This is a genomic window from Rhodococcus sp. NPDC059969, from assembly GCF_042738325.1.
In the GTDB taxonomy this organism is placed as follows: domain Bacteria; phylum Actinomycetota; class Actinomycetes; order Mycobacteriales; family Mycobacteriaceae; genus Rhodococcus_F.
In genome coordinates this window covers 467,978-483,581 of the sequence record NZ_JBHWUF010000001.1, presented here as the reverse complement: position 1 = coordinate 483,581, position 15,604 = coordinate 467,978, and the positions used below count along the sequence as shown (strand labels likewise).

General features: G+C 62.0%; 16 protein-coding genes. 9 read left to right on the top strand and 7 right to left on the bottom strand.

Annotated features, from left to right (window positions below; all coding sequences use genetic code 11):
- The first annotated feature begins 89 nt into the window (after positions 1 to 89).
- Entirely contained in the window at positions 90 to 548 is a 459-nt protein-coding gene (locus ACFWAD_RS02265) for a hypothetical protein (protein WP_378541054.1), read from the top strand.
- 149 nt (positions 549 to 697) lie between these two features.
- Positions 698 to 1,081 carry a helix-turn-helix domain-containing protein gene (locus ACFWAD_RS02260; RefSeq protein WP_378541052.1) on the top strand — a complete coding sequence of 128 codons (384 nt, stop codon included), beginning with the start codon at positions 698 to 700 and terminating at the stop codon, positions 1,079 to 1,081.
- On the opposite strand, the gene ACFWAD_RS02255 is transcribed toward ACFWAD_RS02260, so the two are convergent.
- The 3 genes from ACFWAD_RS02255 to ACFWAD_RS02245 form a co-directional block, all read right to left on the bottom strand.
- The gene (locus ACFWAD_RS02255) at positions 1,027 to 2,475 is read right to left on the bottom strand and encodes a histidine-type phosphatase (RefSeq protein WP_378541049.1); all 1,449 of its coding nucleotides are present in this window, start codon (positions 2,473 to 2,475) and stop codon (positions 1,027 to 1,029) included. The genes ACFWAD_RS02260 and ACFWAD_RS02255 overlap by 55 nt on opposite strands.
- Before the next feature lie 378 nt (positions 2,476 to 2,853).
- Complete coding sequence (locus ACFWAD_RS02250) at positions 2,854 to 4,503, bottom strand: class I adenylate-forming enzyme family protein (RefSeq protein ID WP_378541046.1); 1,650 nt, start codon at positions 4,501 to 4,503, stop codon at positions 2,854 to 2,856.
- Positions 4,500 to 5,453 carry a cyclase family protein gene (locus tag ACFWAD_RS02245; RefSeq protein ID WP_378541044.1) on the bottom strand — a complete coding sequence of 318 codons (954 nt, stop codon included), beginning with the start codon at positions 5,451 to 5,453 and terminating at the stop codon, positions 4,500 to 4,502. Before ACFWAD_RS02245 ends, ACFWAD_RS02250 begins: the two co-directional genes overlap by 4 nt.
- Positions 5,454 to 5,568: 115 nt before the next feature.
- Here ACFWAD_RS02245 and ACFWAD_RS02240 point away from each other — a divergent pair, with 115 nt between their 5' ends.
- Entirely contained in the window at positions 5,569 to 6,495 is a 927-nt protein-coding gene (locus tag ACFWAD_RS02240; RefSeq protein ID WP_378541042.1) for a TetR family transcriptional regulator, read from the top strand.
- A 94-nt stretch (positions 6,496 to 6,589) separates the two neighbouring features.
- Positions 6,590 to 8,269: an oleate hydratase gene (locus tag ACFWAD_RS02235; protein WP_378541040.1), complete on the top strand. Its 1,680-nt coding sequence runs from the start codon at positions 6,590 to 6,592 to the stop codon at positions 8,267 to 8,269.
- Between the two features lie 7 nt (positions 8,270 to 8,276).
- Here ACFWAD_RS02235 and ACFWAD_RS02230 read toward each other — a convergent pair whose 3' ends face one another.
- Together ACFWAD_RS02230 and ACFWAD_RS02225 are read right to left on the bottom strand one after the other, a co-directional pair.
- The gene (locus tag ACFWAD_RS02230) at positions 8,277 to 8,654 is read right to left on the bottom strand and encodes a DUF5313 family protein (protein WP_003943558.1); all 378 of its coding nucleotides are present in this window, start codon (positions 8,652 to 8,654) and stop codon (positions 8,277 to 8,279) included.
- A 30-nt stretch (positions 8,655 to 8,684) separates the two neighbouring features.
- Positions 8,685 to 9,656: a GlxA family transcriptional regulator gene (locus ACFWAD_RS02225; protein WP_378541038.1), complete on the bottom strand. Its 972-nt coding sequence runs from the start codon at positions 9,654 to 9,656 to the stop codon at positions 8,685 to 8,687.
- A gap of 71 nt (positions 9,657 to 9,727) precedes the next feature.
- Here ACFWAD_RS02225 and ACFWAD_RS02220 point away from each other — a divergent pair, with 71 nt between their 5' ends.
- The 3 genes from ACFWAD_RS02220 to ACFWAD_RS02210 all read left to right on the top strand — a co-directional run bounded on the left by ACFWAD_RS02220 (position 9,728) and on the right by ACFWAD_RS02210 (position 13,123).
- Positions 9,728 to 11,044: an MFS transporter gene (locus ACFWAD_RS02220; protein ID WP_378541035.1), complete on the top strand. Its 1,317-nt coding sequence runs from the start codon at positions 9,728 to 9,730 to the stop codon at positions 11,042 to 11,044.
- 78 nt (positions 11,045 to 11,122) lie between these two features.
- On the top strand, positions 11,123 to 12,676 hold the full coding sequence (locus tag ACFWAD_RS02215) for a succinic semialdehyde dehydrogenase (RefSeq protein ID WP_003943578.1): 1,554 nt from the start codon (positions 11,123 to 11,125) through the stop codon (positions 12,674 to 12,676).
- Between the two features lie 3 nt (positions 12,677 to 12,679).
- Entirely contained in the window at positions 12,680 to 13,123 is a 444-nt protein-coding gene (locus ACFWAD_RS02210; protein ID WP_019746286.1) for an SRPBCC family protein, read from the top strand.
- A 61-nt stretch (positions 13,124 to 13,184) separates the two neighbouring features.
- Here the strand turns inward: ACFWAD_RS02210 and ACFWAD_RS02205 are convergent, their stop codons facing one another.
- Complete coding sequence (locus tag ACFWAD_RS02205) at positions 13,185 to 14,141, bottom strand: proline dehydrogenase family protein (RefSeq protein WP_378541032.1); 957 nt, start codon at positions 14,139 to 14,141, stop codon at positions 13,185 to 13,187.
- Positions 14,142 to 14,302: 161 nt separating this feature from the next.
- On the opposite strand from ACFWAD_RS02205, the gene ACFWAD_RS02200 reads away from it, so the two are divergent.
- Both ACFWAD_RS02200 and ACFWAD_RS02195 read left to right on the top strand, forming a co-directional pair.
- The gene (locus ACFWAD_RS02200; RefSeq protein ID WP_378541028.1) at positions 14,303 to 14,563 is read left to right on the top strand and encodes a hypothetical protein; all 261 of its coding nucleotides are present in this window, start codon (positions 14,303 to 14,305) and stop codon (positions 14,561 to 14,563) included.
- Entirely contained in the window at positions 14,530 to 14,724 is a 195-nt protein-coding gene (locus ACFWAD_RS02195; protein ID WP_378541026.1) for a hypothetical protein, read from the top strand. The genes ACFWAD_RS02200 and ACFWAD_RS02195 overlap by 34 nt, the downstream gene beginning before the upstream one ends.
- Before the next feature lie 9 nt (positions 14,725 to 14,733).
- Here ACFWAD_RS02195 and ACFWAD_RS02190 read toward each other — a convergent pair whose 3' ends face one another.
- The gene (locus ACFWAD_RS02190; RefSeq protein WP_283305732.1) at positions 14,734 to 15,549 is read right to left on the bottom strand and encodes a siderophore-interacting protein; all 816 of its coding nucleotides are present in this window, start codon (positions 15,547 to 15,549) and stop codon (positions 14,734 to 14,736) included.
- Between the last annotated feature and the right edge of the window lie 55 nt (positions 15,550 to 15,604).

Here is a 15,604-nt window from a genome sequence, read left to right as displayed (position 1 = left end):
TGTCTAGGGGGTGTGAATAGTCGACTTTCCTTCGTTTCGGGCGTTGTACCAGGGGTATCCGGAAAGTGTTGTCGACCCGAGGAGCAGCTATGAGCGTCACACGCACGGCCGGGGTTTTTGCGGCCATCGGACTACCGATTGCCGCGAGCGTCATGTTCGCCGGAGTCGCCTCGGCTGATCCGCCCCACCCTTTCGGCGGCGCCGCCGTCACCATCGGGTGTCCGAATCAGGGGTCGCTGGCTTCGTTGACCGGTCTCACCGGCCAGTCCGGACCAGAGGCCAATCCGCCCATCGCCAAGGGTGATATTCGCTTCGATTCGTTCCCGGCAGCTGCGCCACTCCCGGCGGCCGGACAGGTCACCGTTGCGTGGGTCAATACAGACACCGGCAAGTCCGGAATCGTCGACCTGGTAGGGACTTACCCGTATCTCTCCGCGACGGTCAATACCGGCGTCGGCAATGTCGTTGCGACGGCGTTCGGTTCGATCAACTGGGGCAGTAGTCCCATCTGCCAGTCGAATCCGACGATCGGCAGGTTCATAGCCTGATCATCACAGGGTTCACAGCCTGAACAGGCACAGAGTTGGCGGTATCGCGTGATTATCTGTCATCTCGGAGATACCGCCGGGTCCGTCCCATCCCATATTCTGAAACATGTTAGGTGAAAGCATATTTCAGGGATGGAAAAGGTGGCGACGTGAACGGGTCGAGCGCGCGTCAGTTGATGAGCCAGATGCTCGTCGAGAAACGAAACAGCCTTGCACCCGAAAAGGTCGGCATGCGATGCGAGGGTGCTCGCCGCATGCACGGCCTCAGTCGGCGTGATGTCGCACAGATTGCCGACATCAGTTTCAATCACTACCAACGGTTGGAACAGGGTACGTCCGTGGGTGTTTCGGCTCCGGTCATCGTGAGGATCTGCGACGCCTTGTTGATGGAGGACGACGAGAAGGCGCGCATGCTGGCATTGCATCAGGCATGGGCGCGCCCTCGTCGACCTCGGCCCGGATCCCGAGTTGCCGGATCTCAGGCCGCCGATGAAATCTCCGGTAGGCAGCGGGCCAGTTCGTCCGGCGTGTAGTAGAAACTTCCGGCGCTCACCGGAGCGCACGGGGCCGCAAAGGCTGTCTCACGCTCGTTGTAGAGCATTCGGACCAGACGCTTGCCGTCCGGCCCGGCGTAGACGTCCCACTGCACGTTGGCAGCCATCGGGCTGACCTGCGCTCCGCGCCAGGGGTTGTTCGCATAGGTGTAGAGGTCGCCCTCCGCCTGCGAGACGGTGCTTCCCGGCAGTTTCAGGAGCGCCGCGAAGGGGATGATCGTTTCTGCGTGTGCGAACCGGAAATCCGCTCCCGGTACGGCGTCGTCGCCGTTGTGTTCCTGCAAGCCGCGCAGGAACTCGTCGCGGAGCACGGTAGCCATCCGGTAGGTGACGTCTTCACCGGTGAAGCCCGGACCCTTGGCGTAGAAGTCCTCGGCATCGTTCGTGTACGCGAGCCATTGTGCGTCGGCAGGTTCGATGAATCGCTCGAAATTCCACTTGCCTTCTTCGGCCATGCCCGGAGTGATGATGTACGTGTTGTACAGCATGTATGCAGCGTCGACCTCGTTGTCGATCGTGCTGGAACCCTTGCCGCGGTCGACGAGTGAGTACTCGCCCGCGCTCAGGCGGTTGACGAAATTCTCCGAGTAGAGCTTGAGCATCATGTGCCGTGAGACCTCGCGGGTGCGGGGAAGATCGGCGATCTGGTCGTCGACGGCTTTCAGTCGAGGATCGGACTCTTCGTAGTCCTTGTAGTCGGCATTTGCATCGGAGTCGTGGAAGTAGAGGAGATCGGCATCCGTCGTCACCGGTGCAACATCGCCGGCGACGGCTGGAAACGCACCGGTCAGGCCCTGAGCGAAGTTGTCAGCGCTGTCCACGGCACGGTCGACACCCGACGAGGTCAACGTGATGGTTCCCTGTTGCGCTGCGATGGCGTCGAACAGTTGGGGAAGGCGTTCGGTGACCCGCGCGCCGAGCTGCCTGTGTTCGGTGATCCCGAGTCCGCTGAGGTTGCCGTACCCCAGCTTCTTGTTGGCGGCCATGAGATCACGAAGGGCCGGGCCGAATTCCTTGCCTACGGGAGTCAATGCGTTCTCGGCTTCGGCGATTTCCCACAGCTGCAGGCTCAGGTCGTCGTACTTCAGGCTCGACAGCGCTCTGGAACCATGGCGCGCAACGCTTTCCGTGTACACCGGGGAGTATCCCGTCGGCGGCGCCTGATAGTCGGCGATGCGCTGGCCGGGAGTGTAGGGCGTCTTGGAGGTGAAACCGCCGTCGGTCGACGCCGGGGTCTCGGCCGAACCGGAACTCGAACCAGCGTCGAGCGAACCGAACGGTGACGCCGTGGCGATGGACTGGACGCTGCTGGTGACAAGCACTAGTCCGACAGCGCCGGCAGCGGCCAGCACGCCGAAGCGTGAGCTTCGCATGGTGAGTTGATCCTCTCCGTCGGTGCCGAGGTGACACGACGGAAGGAAAGTTAGAACAGCTAAGCGTCCGAATTGCACCTATTTGCCCATGTGCAGATGGACGCGGGGTTACAAGTTTCGGATTCGGAGAGCTCAGGAGGGTTTGGCGGCAATCCCGATCGACACGGAGAGCGACAACGCTATGAGGGTCATGGCCAGCCACTGGTAGCTCTTGGGTGTGGGCTGCTTCTTGCGTCCGAACTTGCTCACTGATGTCTCCCGTTTGTCCGTGGGTACTCAGCACATATTACTGTTCCATTACCCCAATGGCGCGGTCGACCGGAAACTGTGCGCGATCAGACAGCAGGCGGACCGCGAAGTCCGCCCGCTGCCCTGTGATCAAGAGATCGTGCGCAGTTCCCGTCGCAGTATCTTGCCGGTGACGGTCTTCGGCAGTTCCTCCACGAGCACCACAGATCGTGGGTATTTGTACGCCGCCATCCGCTGCTTGCAGTGATCGATCAGTTCGTCCGGCGTCACCGACGCCCCCGCGACGAGGCTGACGAACGCCTTCACCGTCTCACCGCGGTATTCGTCGGCGATACCGACGACTGCCGCCTCACGGACTGCGGGGTGCTCGGCAAGAACGTCCTCGACCTCGCGTGGCCACACCTTGTAGCCGGAAGCGATGATCATGTCCTTTTTACGGTCTACGACGTAGAACCAGCCGGCTTCGTCCATGAACCCCACGTCGCCGGTGTGGAACCACCCGTCGCGAATGGCCGACGCACTCTCCTCCGGCTTGTTCCAGTAACCGCGCACCACCTGTGGACCACGGACGACCAATTCGCCGATCTCTCCGATCGGCAGGACCGCACCGCCCTCGTCTTCGATGCGGACCACGGTGTTGGGTACTGGAACGCCGACGGACAGTGCCCCGGACGTGGGGTCGACGGGCGTATCCGCCCCGACGGGAACGGCGTGAGTGGGCGACGTGGTCTCGGTCAGCCCGTAGATGTTGTGCAGCGCAGCACCGGTCATGGCGCGGACGGCCTCGGCGGCAGTCGGCGAGATGGGTGCGCCGCCGGAGTAGAGCAACCGCATGGAGGAGAAGTCTTCCGGCGCGCATCCCGGAGTGTTGAGCAGTGCCGTAAAAGCAGTGATGGCGCCGACTGTGAAAGTCGGTTGGTGCTCACGAATCGCGTCGAGCATCACCTCGGGCTGGAAGCGATAGGTCAGCACCAGCGGCATTCTCGCCAGGACGGACACCGCGATGTGACCGATCAACCCCGTGATGTGGAAGAGCGGTGCGACGCCGAGAACCGTGTCTTTCGGGGTGAGCCCCATCCAGTCACGGTAGACCTGGGCGTTGAAGGTCATGTTCGCGTGAGAGGTCATCGCCCCCTTCGGCGGACCGGTGGTTCCCGACGTATAGGTCAGTACCGCGATGTCTTCCGGTGCGACGTCAGTGGTGACCGGATCGCCGAGCCGATGTTCGTCGATCAGGGTCGAAAGATCGTCGGTACCGAGATCCTTCTTGACGATTCCGTCGAAAATCCTTGGATCGTTGCGACTTTGGTACTCGAGTTCCGAGGTGGTGATAACTCGCCTGACCGGCGAGTCGGAGACGACATTGCGGCCGACGGACTCGTAGAGCCCCTCGAGAGCGATGAGAACCACAGCTCCGGAGTCTTCGAGTTGGTATCCGAGTTCCCGTTCGCGGCTCATGGGATTGATCGATACGGCGACACCGCCGGCTTTCCAGATTCCGGCGAGGGCGAGCACGAACTGCGGAACATTCTGGAGGAACAGGGCGACGCGGTCACCCTTCACCAGTCCACCGGCTCGGAGTGCTCGGGCCAGCGCGTCACTCTGCTGATCCAGTTCGGCGTAACTGAGTTGACCGTCGAAATACTTCACAGCCGTGCCGTCCGGATCAGAGCGGACCGCCGCTGCCAACATTTCGAGCATCGTGGGGTGCTCGACCTCGATGTCGGGGGGAACGTCGTTGCGGTACAACGCCAACCAAGGGCGCTCTTCGTATGTCATTTGATGGCAACCGGATTCACGGGAGAGCCGCTGGCCTTGGCAACCTTGAGTGGTGCGGCGACGTACAAGAATGTGTACTGGCCGTCGGCCGCGCAGTCTGCGGCCAGCTTCTCCAGATCGCAGATCTCGGTGAACACGACACCGAGGTTGCGCATGAGAGCGTTGTGGAGAACCAGTGCCACACCGTTTTCGGGGTCGGTGGTGACCTCGTTGGCGATGGTGTCGGTGACAAGGTTGGGGATCTCCATGTCCTGGAACCACTGGACGAGTTCGGGGCTGTAGATCAGGCCGGGCTCGCAGAAGCCCTCGTAGAAGGCTTCGCCCTGGTCGAAGAACAGCTTGAGGAAGTTGGTGCGGATGACGAGGATGTCACGCTTCTCGATGGTGACGCCCTGCGCTTCGGCACAGGCCAAAAGATCATGGTGCGTGAATGTTTCGGCCTTGCCGAGGTTTTCCTTGCCGCGGAACTTTGCCATGTCGAGAAGTACTGCGCGTCCGACGACGCCACGGTCGGCAATCGGTTCGACGCTGGCCTTCTCCAGGCCGCCGACAGTCGTGTCAGCGGAGTATCCGTTCCACAGGGCGCCGTCGTACCAGACGTGGCCGAGCGCGTCGTACTGCGTCGAACCCTGCAGGAACGCGTCGATCTTGTCGTCCGCGTAATGCAGGCCGCCGGGGAAGTTGGGGGCGTCGTCGCCGTCCCAGCTGCTCTCGTCGAAGATCTGTGTGCGCTCGGCGGGGCTCCGTCCCGGCCAGACGGGATCACCCTTGGGATCGCCGATAAGACGTTGGAGTGTGAACACGGAACCCTGCTTGATGGTTCCGACGCCACGAAGCACCTGTCCGGCGTCGAGGTAGTTCAGTGAACCGACCTCGTCGGACTCTCCCCACTTGCCCCAGTTGCTGGGTGCGTCGCGCAGGAGTTCTCCAAGATATGGCGCCTCGGTCATGGTGATTCGATCCTCTCGCTACCGACACCGAACGATCGCTCGGGCGGACCTGGTTCTCTGTGATCCACATCATGTTCAGGCCGATAATCAGTAGTCAACATGTTCAACGATTGCCGTGGTCATCGCATTGTTGGAAATCCAATGTTCGGCAATACTGAACAACGTGACCGAAACCGAGAATGCCGTCCTGATCGGAGCGTCGATCCGGCAGGCACGGCGTCACAGCGGGCTCTCGCTGCGCGAATTGGCCAGGCGTCTCGATGTCAGCGCGGCTACCCTCAGCGCCGTCGAGACCGGAAAGACCAGAGTCAGCGTCGACAGGTTGGCGGCAATCGGGGGGCTCCTCGGAGTGCGTTTCGACGCTCTGCTCCCGGCCGCGATAGTGCGTCCGCCGGAACAGCCGCGATGGGGAGGCGACGACGCCGACCAGGACGCACATTTTCGCCCGAACGAGTGGCGAAGGTTCGGCCCGAGTCCGTTCGATCCGGTGTTGGCGGCCGCGCTCGCGGAGATGGTGAAGACCGGATATCACGGCGCTGCGATGCGTGAGATCGCTAAGCGCGCGCAGATGAGTGTTCCAGGTCTGTACCACCACTATTCCAGCAAGCAACAGATGTTGGCCGAAATTCTCGACCTCACCATGGTCGAACTCAACACGAGATCGTTGGCCGCAATCGACGAGGGCGAAAGTCCCTCTGAAAGGCTGGCTCTGCTCGTCGAATGTGTGACCTTGTTCCATATCTATCGGCGTGATCAAGGTTTCCTGGGTGCCAGCGAAATGCGCAGTCTCACAGACGAGAACAGGTTGCGCATCACGGAATCACGCAACTACCAGCAATGGTTGACGACGAAGCAAGTCGACGACGGAATCGCCGCCGGTGTGTTCGGGACGGATCGACCGCGACAGGCTGCGCGTGCAATCGTCGTGATGTGTGTCTCTGTCGCGCAATGGTATCGGCCGAGCGGACCACAAACGCCCGAGGAAATCGCACGCGACTATGCGCGTTTTGCGCTCGATCTGGTGCGCTACCGACGACCGTGACGGACGTCATCCGGTTCGGGTGATGCGCCTGCGCGCAAACGGGTCCATGCTTGGAAGGTATCCGTACCGCGACTCGAGTAAGGAACGAAACCTAATGTCTTCCAAGCTGTCTCACAAGGCCTACATGATCGGCGCCGGCATCGGAAACCTTTCGGCGGCGATCTATTTGATTCGAGACGGTGAGTGGGATGGTGCGGACATCACCATCATGGGTCTGGACATGCACGGAGCGAACGACGGCGAATCTGCCGCTACCTTCCAGCACCAGTACGGTCATCGCGAGCTCGGAAACGACGCGGGTTTCATCAACCGTGGCGGGCGCATGCTCAACGAGGAGACCTACGAGAACCTCTGGGACGTGCTGAGTGCGGTTCCGTCGCTGGACAACCCGGGAAAATCGGTAACGGATGACATCCTCGATTTCGACCACGCACATCCGACGCACGACGTTGCACGGTTGATCGACCGAGACGGCATCCGCAACAAGGGTGAGAACGACTACAAGCACATGCAATTCGACAACAAGGATCGCTACTTGTTGACGAAGCTGATGACGTTGCCGGAGTCGGACGAGGCAAAGTTGGACGATATCAGCATCGAGCAGTGGTTCGAGGACACTCCGCACTTCTTCACCACCAACTTCTGGTACATGTGGGAGACCACATTTGCTTTCAAGCGGGTGAGTTCGGCGATGGAGCTTCGCCGGTACATGAACCGAATGATTCTCGAGTTCAGTCGCATTCAGACGCTCGCCGGTGTCACCAGGTCGCCGTACAACCAGTACGAGAGCATCATCTTGCCGATGCGGACCTTCCTCGAAGGCAAGGGCGTGAAGTTCGTCAACGAACTGAAGATCACGGAGTTCGTGTTCAAGGACACCCCGCTTCGAGACGAGATCGTCGTAACGGGACTCGATTACGAGAACGTTCGCACCGGTGAGAAGGGCCGAATCGACGTAGCGGAGGGCGATTTCGTCTTCGACACCAACGGCAGCATCACCGACAGCTCGTCGATCGGCGATCTGGATACCCCGATCGTGGAAGACACGAGGTACGCGCCGAGTGCACTGCTGTGGAAGCAGGCTACCGAGCATTTCTACGACCTCGGGAATCCCGACAAGTTCTTCGGGGATCGGGAGCAGAGTGAGTGGACCAGCTTCACCGTCACCACGTCGTCACACGAACTCATCAACGAGATTTCCCGTATCACCAAGCAGCTCCCCGGAAATGCGCTCAACACGTTCGTGGATTCGAACGTGCTTCTATCGATCGTGGTTCACCATCAGCCGCACTATCACGCGCAGAAGGAGAACGAAGGGGTTTTCTGGGGTTACTGTCTGTTCCCGCGCAAGAACGGTGACTACGTGAAGAAGCCGTTCATCGAGATGACCGGCCGGGAAATGCTGGAAGAGACGCTCGGACACCTCGAGGCGCTCGACGAGAGCGGTGCGCTCGCCGCGCGTCGACAAGAGATCATGGACAGCGTCGTGAATTCGATTCCCAGCCATATGCCTTACGCCAGTGCGCTGTTCAATCGGCGCGCCGTCGGCGACCGGCCGCTGGTGGTGCCGAAGCACTCCAAGAACCTGGCGTTCATCAGTCAGTTCGCGGAGTTGCCGTTCGACATGGTGTTCACCGAGCAGTACTCGGTGCGCTGTGCTCAGGTAGCCGTCTACAAGTTCCTGGGGATTCCGGAAGACAAGCTCACCAAGATGCATCACTACGAGAAGGATCCGAAGGTCCTCGCCAAGGCCGCAGTGACGATGTTCCGCTGAGGAGTGCTCAGCGACCGTGCCGCTTCTCGTAGTCCTCGCGAGTGCGATCGGCGCGGCGCTGGGCCTTCTCGTCGAGCAATTCAGGATCGAGGCCGTGGCTCAGTAGGCGGTGACGGCGGTAGATGGTGCCGAGCGCCACAACGAAGTACGCGAGCGGGATGAGCAGCAAGGCCATCATGGCCAGGGGGATCCAGATCGGTCCGGGAATCAAGAGGAACAGCAGGAGAATCAGCGTCGCCGGCACGGTGAAACGAATGATGTAGCGCGCCTGGGCGCCCGGGCCCACCAGATCGTTCCGAACCCAGTCCTGATACCGGTCGGGGAGCGTCTTCCCCAGGAGGTATCCGCAGTACTGAGGAAAGTTCGGGCGAGTCTGTTCGGCCATGGCCTCCAGGATAGTGCCTGGTACTGCCGCTTACACCGGTGCCTTGAACGTGCGGCGGTACGCGCTCGGTGAAACGCCGAGGGCCTCGTTCATGTGTTGACGCATCGATGTCGCAGTCCCGAAGCCGGTTCGAGCGGCAATTGCATCGATCGACAGATCGGATTCCTCCAAAAGTTCCCGTGCTCGATCGACACGTCTGCTGGTCAACCAGCGGTTCGGTGTGGTTCCGACTTCGTCGCGGAATCGACGACTGAACGTGCGGACGCTCATGTTGGCGCGCGTCGCCAGGTCCGCCAGGGTGATCGGCTCGCCTAGATGTTCGAGGGCCCAGTGCCGAGCGTCGGCAGTCGATTCCGAAGGCTTGTCGGCCAGGGGGCGCCGGATGTACTGCGCTTGGCCGCCGTCGCGCCACGGCGGTACGACGCAACGCCTCGCGACGGTGTTCGCCACTTCCATGCCGTGGTCACGCCTGACGATGTGCAGGCAGAGGTCGACTCCCGACGCCACCCCGGCCGAGGTCAGGATGTGGCCTTCGTCGACGAACAGCACGTCCGGATCCACGTTCACCTTGGGATAGACACGCTGGAAATGGTCGGTGTTGCGCCAGTGCGTCGTGGCGCGGAGTCCGTCGAGCAAACCTGCCGCGGCGAGGATGTACGACCCGGTGCAGATCGAGACCAGCCGAGTGCCCGGCCGGATGTGTTGGAAAGCTGCGGCCAACTCGGGGGAGAGGTAACCGTCTTCGTAGGCCGGACCCAACTCGTACGACGCGGGTATGACGACGGTGTCGGCGGTGGCGAGCAACTCGCTCCCATGGTCGACCGAGATGCTGAAGTCCGCATCGGTCTGCACGGGATTGCCGTCGACGGTGCACGTCAGGATCTCGTACAGCGGTCGATCCTCGACGTCGAGGGCGCGCCCGAAGATGCGCGCCGGGATGCCGAGTTCGAAGGGTATGACTCCATTCAGAGCCAGTACGACGACGCGATGCGGACCAGACATGGCTTGATTCTTTCATATATTGGCAATCTGGCCACTGTTCTCGATCGAATCCGAACTGCAGAATCTTCTCTGTGACTTCTGAGACCGCTCTCCCCGAATCAGGCCAACAGCAGGTGAGCCCGCCGCGCTTTCACCGCGCCTGGTCCGTCGCGATCGTGGCGTTCCTGGCGTTGGTCGGTGCGGCGAGCTTCCGCGCCGCGCCTTCGGTGCTGATCGATCCGCTGCACGAGGATTTCGGTTGGTCGCGCGCCAGCATCTCCGCCGCAGTCTCGGTCAACCTGATTCTGTACGGGCTGACCTCTCCGTTCGCCGCTGCCTTGATGGAGAGGTTCGGTATCCGGGCGGTCGTCACCTCGGCGTTGGCGCTCATTTCACTCGGCAGCGGTCTCACGATATTCATGACCTCGAGTTGGCAGCTCATCCTGCTGTGGGGTGTCTTTGTCGGCCTCGGTACGGGTTCGATGGCGCTGGCGTTTGTTGCCACCATCGTCGATCGGTGGTTCGTCGAGAAGCGCGGTCTTGTGACCGGCATCCTCACCGCCGGTGGTGCGGCCGGTCAGTTGGTGTTCCTGCCGGTCCTGGCGAAGATCGCCGAAACCTACGACTGGAAGAGCGTCGCATTCACTGTCTCGTTCGCCGCACTGGCCGTCGTGCCGTTCGTTCTGCTGTTCCTGCGCAACTACCCGTCCGACGTGGGTACGACGCCCTACGGTGCGCCCGCCGACTACACCCCACCGGCCAAGCCTGTTTACCAGCGTGGGGGTGCCGGAGCCCGCGCGATCTCGGTGCTGGTCATGGCGTCGAAGACCAAGGTGTTCTGGCTTCTCGCCGGCACCTTCGCGATCTGCGGCGCAAGCACCAACGGCCTGATCGGAACGCACTTCGTTCCGGCGTCGCACGACCACGGAATGCCGATCACGACGGCCGCGTCCCTCTTGGCGTTGATCGGAATCCTCGACATGGTCGGCACCATTGCTTCGGGTTGGTTCACCGACCGGATGGACTCGCGAAAACTTCTCGGCATCTATTACCTGTTCCGCGGAATCTCGCTGCTCTTTCTGCCGTTGTTGCTCGCCAACACTGTGAATCCACCGATGATCGCGTTTGTCATCTTCTACGGGCTCGATTGGGTGGCGACGGTTCCGCCGACCGTCGCGCTGTGCCGTCAGCACTTCGGTGCCGACGCTCCCATCGTGTTCGGTTGGGTGCTGGCATCGCACCAGATCGGTGCGGGTCTGGTGGCCTTCTTGGCCGGCCTCGTTCGCGATCAGATCGGCTCGTACGACGCCGCGTTCTTCGTGGCCGGCGCGCTGTGTGCGATCGCTGCAGTCATGTCGTTGTTGATCGCAAAACGTCCGAAAGAGGCAGTATTGGTTGACTCTGTCTGATTCGGCACTGTGATCGGTACCACCGACGGGGTAAGTTGTGTGTAACTCCAAGAACTACTCACCAGTAGGGGTACTGAAATGCCTGCTCCGTCCGCTGCGACCTTCTCGCGGCTCGCCGATCTGATCGCCATCGACAATGTTGCCGATCGCCCGACGAAGTCCATCACCGAGGTGTTCACCGGCAAGGAGCTGGCGACCATCCCCGTCGGCACCGCCGACGACGCACTTGCGGCCATCGCCCGTGCGCGCGTCGCCCAGAAGGAATGGGCCAAGCGCTCAGTCCTCGATCGCGCTGCCGTCTTCCACCGCTACCGCGACCTCATCCTCGAAAACCGCGACGCACTCATGGACATGGCTCAGGCCGAGACCGGAAAGTCGCGTACCGCAGCTCAGGAAGAAGTCCTCGACATCTCGATGACGTCGCGTCACTACGCACGCGTGGCGCCGAAGCTGCTGCGTCCGCGTCGCGTCTCCGGCATGCTCCCGGGCCTGACGAAGACCGTCGTCCGCTACCAGCCCAAGGGTGTCGTCGGCGTCATCTCGCCGTGGAACTACCCGATGACGCTGGCCGTGTCCGACGCCATCGCCGCGCTGCTCGCCGGTAACGCCGTTGTCCTCAAGCCGGACAGCCAGACGCCGTACTGCGCGCTCGCCTGCGTCGAACTGCTCTACAAGGCGGGTCTGCCCCGCGACCTCTTCGCCGTGGTTCCCGGACCGGGCTCCGTCGTCGGCACCGCGCTGGTCGAGAACACCGACTACCTCATGTTCACCGGTTCCACCGCGACCGGTCAGCTCCTCGCCGAGCAGGCCGGCCGTCGACTGATCGGCTTCTCCGCCGAACTCGGTGGCAAGAACCCCATGATCGTCGCCGCCGGCGCAGACCTGCGCGAGGTCACCGACGCCGCTGTACGTGCGTGCTTCTCCAACTCCGGTCAGCTGTGCATCTCCATCGAGCGCATCTACGTCGAAGAGTCCATCGCACCCGAGTTCATCCGCATGTTCGGTGATCGCGTCAAGAAGATGAACCTCGCCGCCGGTTACGAATTCGGAATCGAGATGGGCAGCCTCGTCTCCGAGGCGCAGGTCAAGGCAATCTCCGCTCATGTCGACGACGCAGTCGTCAAGGGCGCCACCGTCATTGCCGGCGGCAAGGCCCGCCCGGACATCGGACCGCTGTTCTACGAGCCCACGCTGCTCACCGGGGTTCCCGAGGACGCAGAGTGCTACCGCGACGAAACCTTCGGACCGCTCGTCTCGATCTACCCGGTCAAGGACGTCGAAGAGGCCATCGCTGCGGCCAACGACACCGAATACGGCCTCAACGCCAGTGTGTGGGCGGGAAGCAAGGCTGCCGGTGAAGCTATCGCAGCGCGCATCCACGCCGGCACCGTCAACGTCGACGAGGGTTACGCTCCCACCTGGGGCAGCACCGCAGCACCGATGGGCGGCATGGGTGTCTCGGGCGTCGGTCGTCGTCACGGCGCCGAGGGTCTGATCAAGTACACCGAACCGCAGACCGTTGCCACCACTCGCGTTATGAATCTCGGTGGACCGCGCGGACTTCCGGCCAAGGTATGGGCAAAGCTCATGCCTCACGCCATCAAGATCATGTCCTGGGTTCCGGGCCGGTAACGGGTGGAGACCGCCAGTGCCTACATCGAGGCGACGCCGGTATCGGTGTGGAAGGTTGTCAGCGACATCGAGGGTATGGGCCGCTTCAGTCCTGAAAACACCGGCGGCACGTGGACTTCCGGAACTCCGGGCACTGTTGGTGCAAAGTTCAAGGGCACCAACAAACATGGTCTGATTCGTTGGAGCACTCACTGCACGGTGGTCGACGTGGTCGACTGCCGGAAGTTCTCCTTCGAATCGGACGAGCCGAAAGCGCGGTGGACCTACGTGCTCGAACCTTCGGGAACGGGCACTGTGCTCACCGAGACTCGTGAGATCTACGCGACGCCTGCGCTTTACGTGCGCATGATGTCGGGTAGCGGCCTGCTCGGTCGGGGTCGAGATCAGCTGATGCAGACCGGAATGGAAACCACTCTGGCGCGCATCAAGGCGTTTCTGGAGAGCTAGAAACTGACACAAGTGGGGCTGCACTCGATTCGAGTGCGGCCCCACTTCTGTTGTTGGAGATCTAGTTTGCAGTGCTGATGAGCGCAGCGTCGATGAGCGCGGTGTAGACACGCTCCGGTTCTTCGGCGATGCGATTGAGTACGTACAGCCACCACTGTGTTCCGAAGATGACGTATTCGCGTGTGGTGAAGCCCGCTGCTCGGAGGGCGTCCAGCTGCTCGGTGCCGAGGCCGAGCAGCATCTCGAACTCGACGTGCTCGTCTCTGAGCTTCGAATCATGCTCGGCGCGTAGTGCTTCGAGGATGTCGCGGTCATGCGTCGCGATGGAAACTTGGTGTCCCGAGTCGACGATCCGGGCTGCGTAGTCGAGATACGCGTCGCGCAGTTCGGCACTACCGCGCGGGTAGGCGACGGACTCGGCTTCGAGGAAGGCGCCCTTCACCAGCCGGATGCGACCGGGCCGGTCGAGCAGCGCGGCGAGATCCTTTGCGGTGCGGTGCAGTCGGGCCTGAACGGTGATCCCCACGTGAGTGAACCGCTCGGCCAGTCGCGCGTGCATGTCGAGGACCAGGTCGGTGCGGTCGGACGCTTCGGCGGAGATGATCAGTTCGGCACCGGCGCGTTCCGTGGTCTCGGCCAGGCGCACGACATTGCGAAAGCACTGCTCCGGATCGATGACCAAGCCGATGTGCGAGAGGTCGAACGACACGGTGCTGTCGACGCCTGACGTTCCGATCCGTTCCGCCAATTCCACGAACACATCGGTTTCGGCGTTCGCGAGTTCGGGATCCCGGACGCTTTCCCCCGTGTATTCGATGCTTGCCTTGTGTCCTCGCGCGAAGATCGAGGGGAGGCGGCCGAAAGCGTCGTCGATGGTTTCGCCGCCGATGTAGCGAGCGGCGACTTTCCGTGCGAGTGCTGCCGTCGCAGCGTCCGCCATGGTGCGTTCTTTCAGGGATTCGTCGAGTGCGAGGCGGCGTAGGACGTCTGCGGCCTGGGCTTGTAGATCCGTGTTCACGGCTTGAGCGTATCCGGACAAGGATGCGGGAATTATTCTCCGGACCCTTGCGTTCGATCTATTGTCGATATATCGTCGATACGTCAAACAAACACAGACAGTCCAGGAGGACAACATGTACGCCCCACACAACAACCCAGAAATGCAAGAACGTCGCGAGCATGGCCGCCGAGGCCCGCATCGTGGACACGGTTTCCGTCGAGGATTCGAGGGAGAGCGACCCGAGGGTCGCTTCGAAGACCGAGAAGAAGGACGCCCCGAAGGCCGACGCAGCCGCGGCGGTCAGCGTGGATTCGGCCGGCCCGACCAGCGCGGATTCGGTCGACCCGACCAGCGCGGACACGGCCGCCCTCACTTCGGTGAAGCCGGCGCAACTCTCCGCCCCGCGATGGGCCTACTCCGAGGTGCCGCTGTCGCGGTAGCCGCAGGTGGGACCGCTGAGCAGGTAGCCAAGGCAGAGGCAATCCTTGCCGAGGCACGCCGAGCACTGTTCGAGATGCTGGCGGAAAAGCCGGCCGATGGAGAACCGGCTGACGCCGAAGCTACAGCCGCAGAATCTGCCGACACACTGCCGGCAGAGTGATCACGGCGCTCAGGCGCCGACGGTGACTTCCTCGCTGTTCATGCCGGAAACGTGGCCGTCGGCGCCCTCTCGCCAGTACCCGACAACATTGTGCTTGTCGCGAGCAATTCCTCGAACTTCCCTCAGATGCTTACGAATACGACGGCTGGTTGCGCTTTCGCACGCCACCCACGCGTAGACGTCGGCCGTTTCGGATTCGGGAAACTCGACCTTCTCCACAGCTTCGAAGAGCGCGCTCGGCGCCTTTCCGAGGCCACTCCCCACGAGCCACGTGTACGTGACATCGCCGCGAGTGACAAGTTCCTGTCGATCCTCTTCGGTTTCGACCTCGATGATCGCCTGTGCGACATCGCCTTCACGAAGTTCTTCGACAATCCTGCCCAGTCCGGGGAGACCCGTGGCATCTGCGACCAGCAGCTGCCAGCGAGGACCCGCCGGAGCTTGGTAATGGGAACGCGAACTGTCCGACCAGAAGACGCCGAGTAGGTGACCTGGTTCGGCCCGCAGGGCCCAATCTGCTGCAATACCGCCAGGGTGTACGACGAAGTCGATGTCCAGACGTCGGCCGCCGTCGTGCACCTTGCGCACGGTGTAATGCCGCCATGGTGGCTCGGTTCCGAGGTCGGCTTTGCCGTAGTCGGGATTGTTGAAGTAGTCGTATTCTGCTTCTGTTTCACCGGGTTTCGGGAATGCGAGGTCGATGCGCTCGTCGCCCTGTCCGCCGGTCGGCCAATGCCAGTCGCCTTCTGCCTCGATGCTGATTCGCCGCATGTGCGGGGTCAGAGACGTGACGGTGACAACGCGGGCGGGTTCACAGAAAGACATGCCTCGACCCTATGGGTCCGGCGTGTCGAAGTGGAGACAGATGCTGTCGCAAGAC

Coding starts and splice junctions, on each gene's coding strand:
- ACFWAD_RS02265 (WP_378541054.1), top strand. CDS start 90: ATGAGCGTCACACGCACGGCCGGGGTTTTTGCGGCCATCGGACTACCG.
- ACFWAD_RS02255 (WP_378541049.1), bottom strand. CDS start 2,475: ATGCGAAGCTCACGCTTCGGCGTGCTGGCCGCTGCCGGCGCTGTCGGA.
- ACFWAD_RS02250 (WP_378541046.1), bottom strand. CDS start 4,503: ATGACATACGAAGAGCGCCCTTGGTTGGCGTTGTACCGCAACGACGTT.
- ACFWAD_RS02245 (WP_378541044.1), bottom strand. CDS start 5,453: ATGACCGAGGCGCCATATCTTGGAGAACTCCTGCGCGACGCACCCAGC.
- ACFWAD_RS02235 (WP_378541040.1), top strand. CDS start 6,590: ATGTCTTCCAAGCTGTCTCACAAGGCCTACATGATCGGCGCCGGCATC.
- ACFWAD_RS02230 (WP_003943558.1), bottom strand. CDS start 8,654: ATGGCCGAACAGACTCGCCCGAACTTTCCTCAGTACTGCGGATACCTC.
- ACFWAD_RS02225 (WP_378541038.1), bottom strand. CDS start 9,656: ATGTCTGGTCCGCATCGCGTCGTCGTACTGGCTCTGAATGGAGTCATA.
- ACFWAD_RS02215 (WP_003943578.1), top strand. CDS start 11,123: ATGCCTGCTCCGTCCGCTGCGACCTTCTCGCGGCTCGCCGATCTGATC.
- ACFWAD_RS02200 (WP_378541028.1), top strand. CDS start 14,303: ATGGCCGCCGAGGCCCGCATCGTGGACACGGTTTCCGTCGAGGATTCG.
- ACFWAD_RS02195 (WP_378541026.1), top strand. CDS start 14,530: ATGGGCCTACTCCGAGGTGCCGCTGTCGCGGTAGCCGCAGGTGGGACC.
- ACFWAD_RS02190 (WP_283305732.1), bottom strand. CDS start 15,549: ATGTCTTTCTGTGAACCCGCCCGCGTTGTCACCGTCACGTCTCTGACC.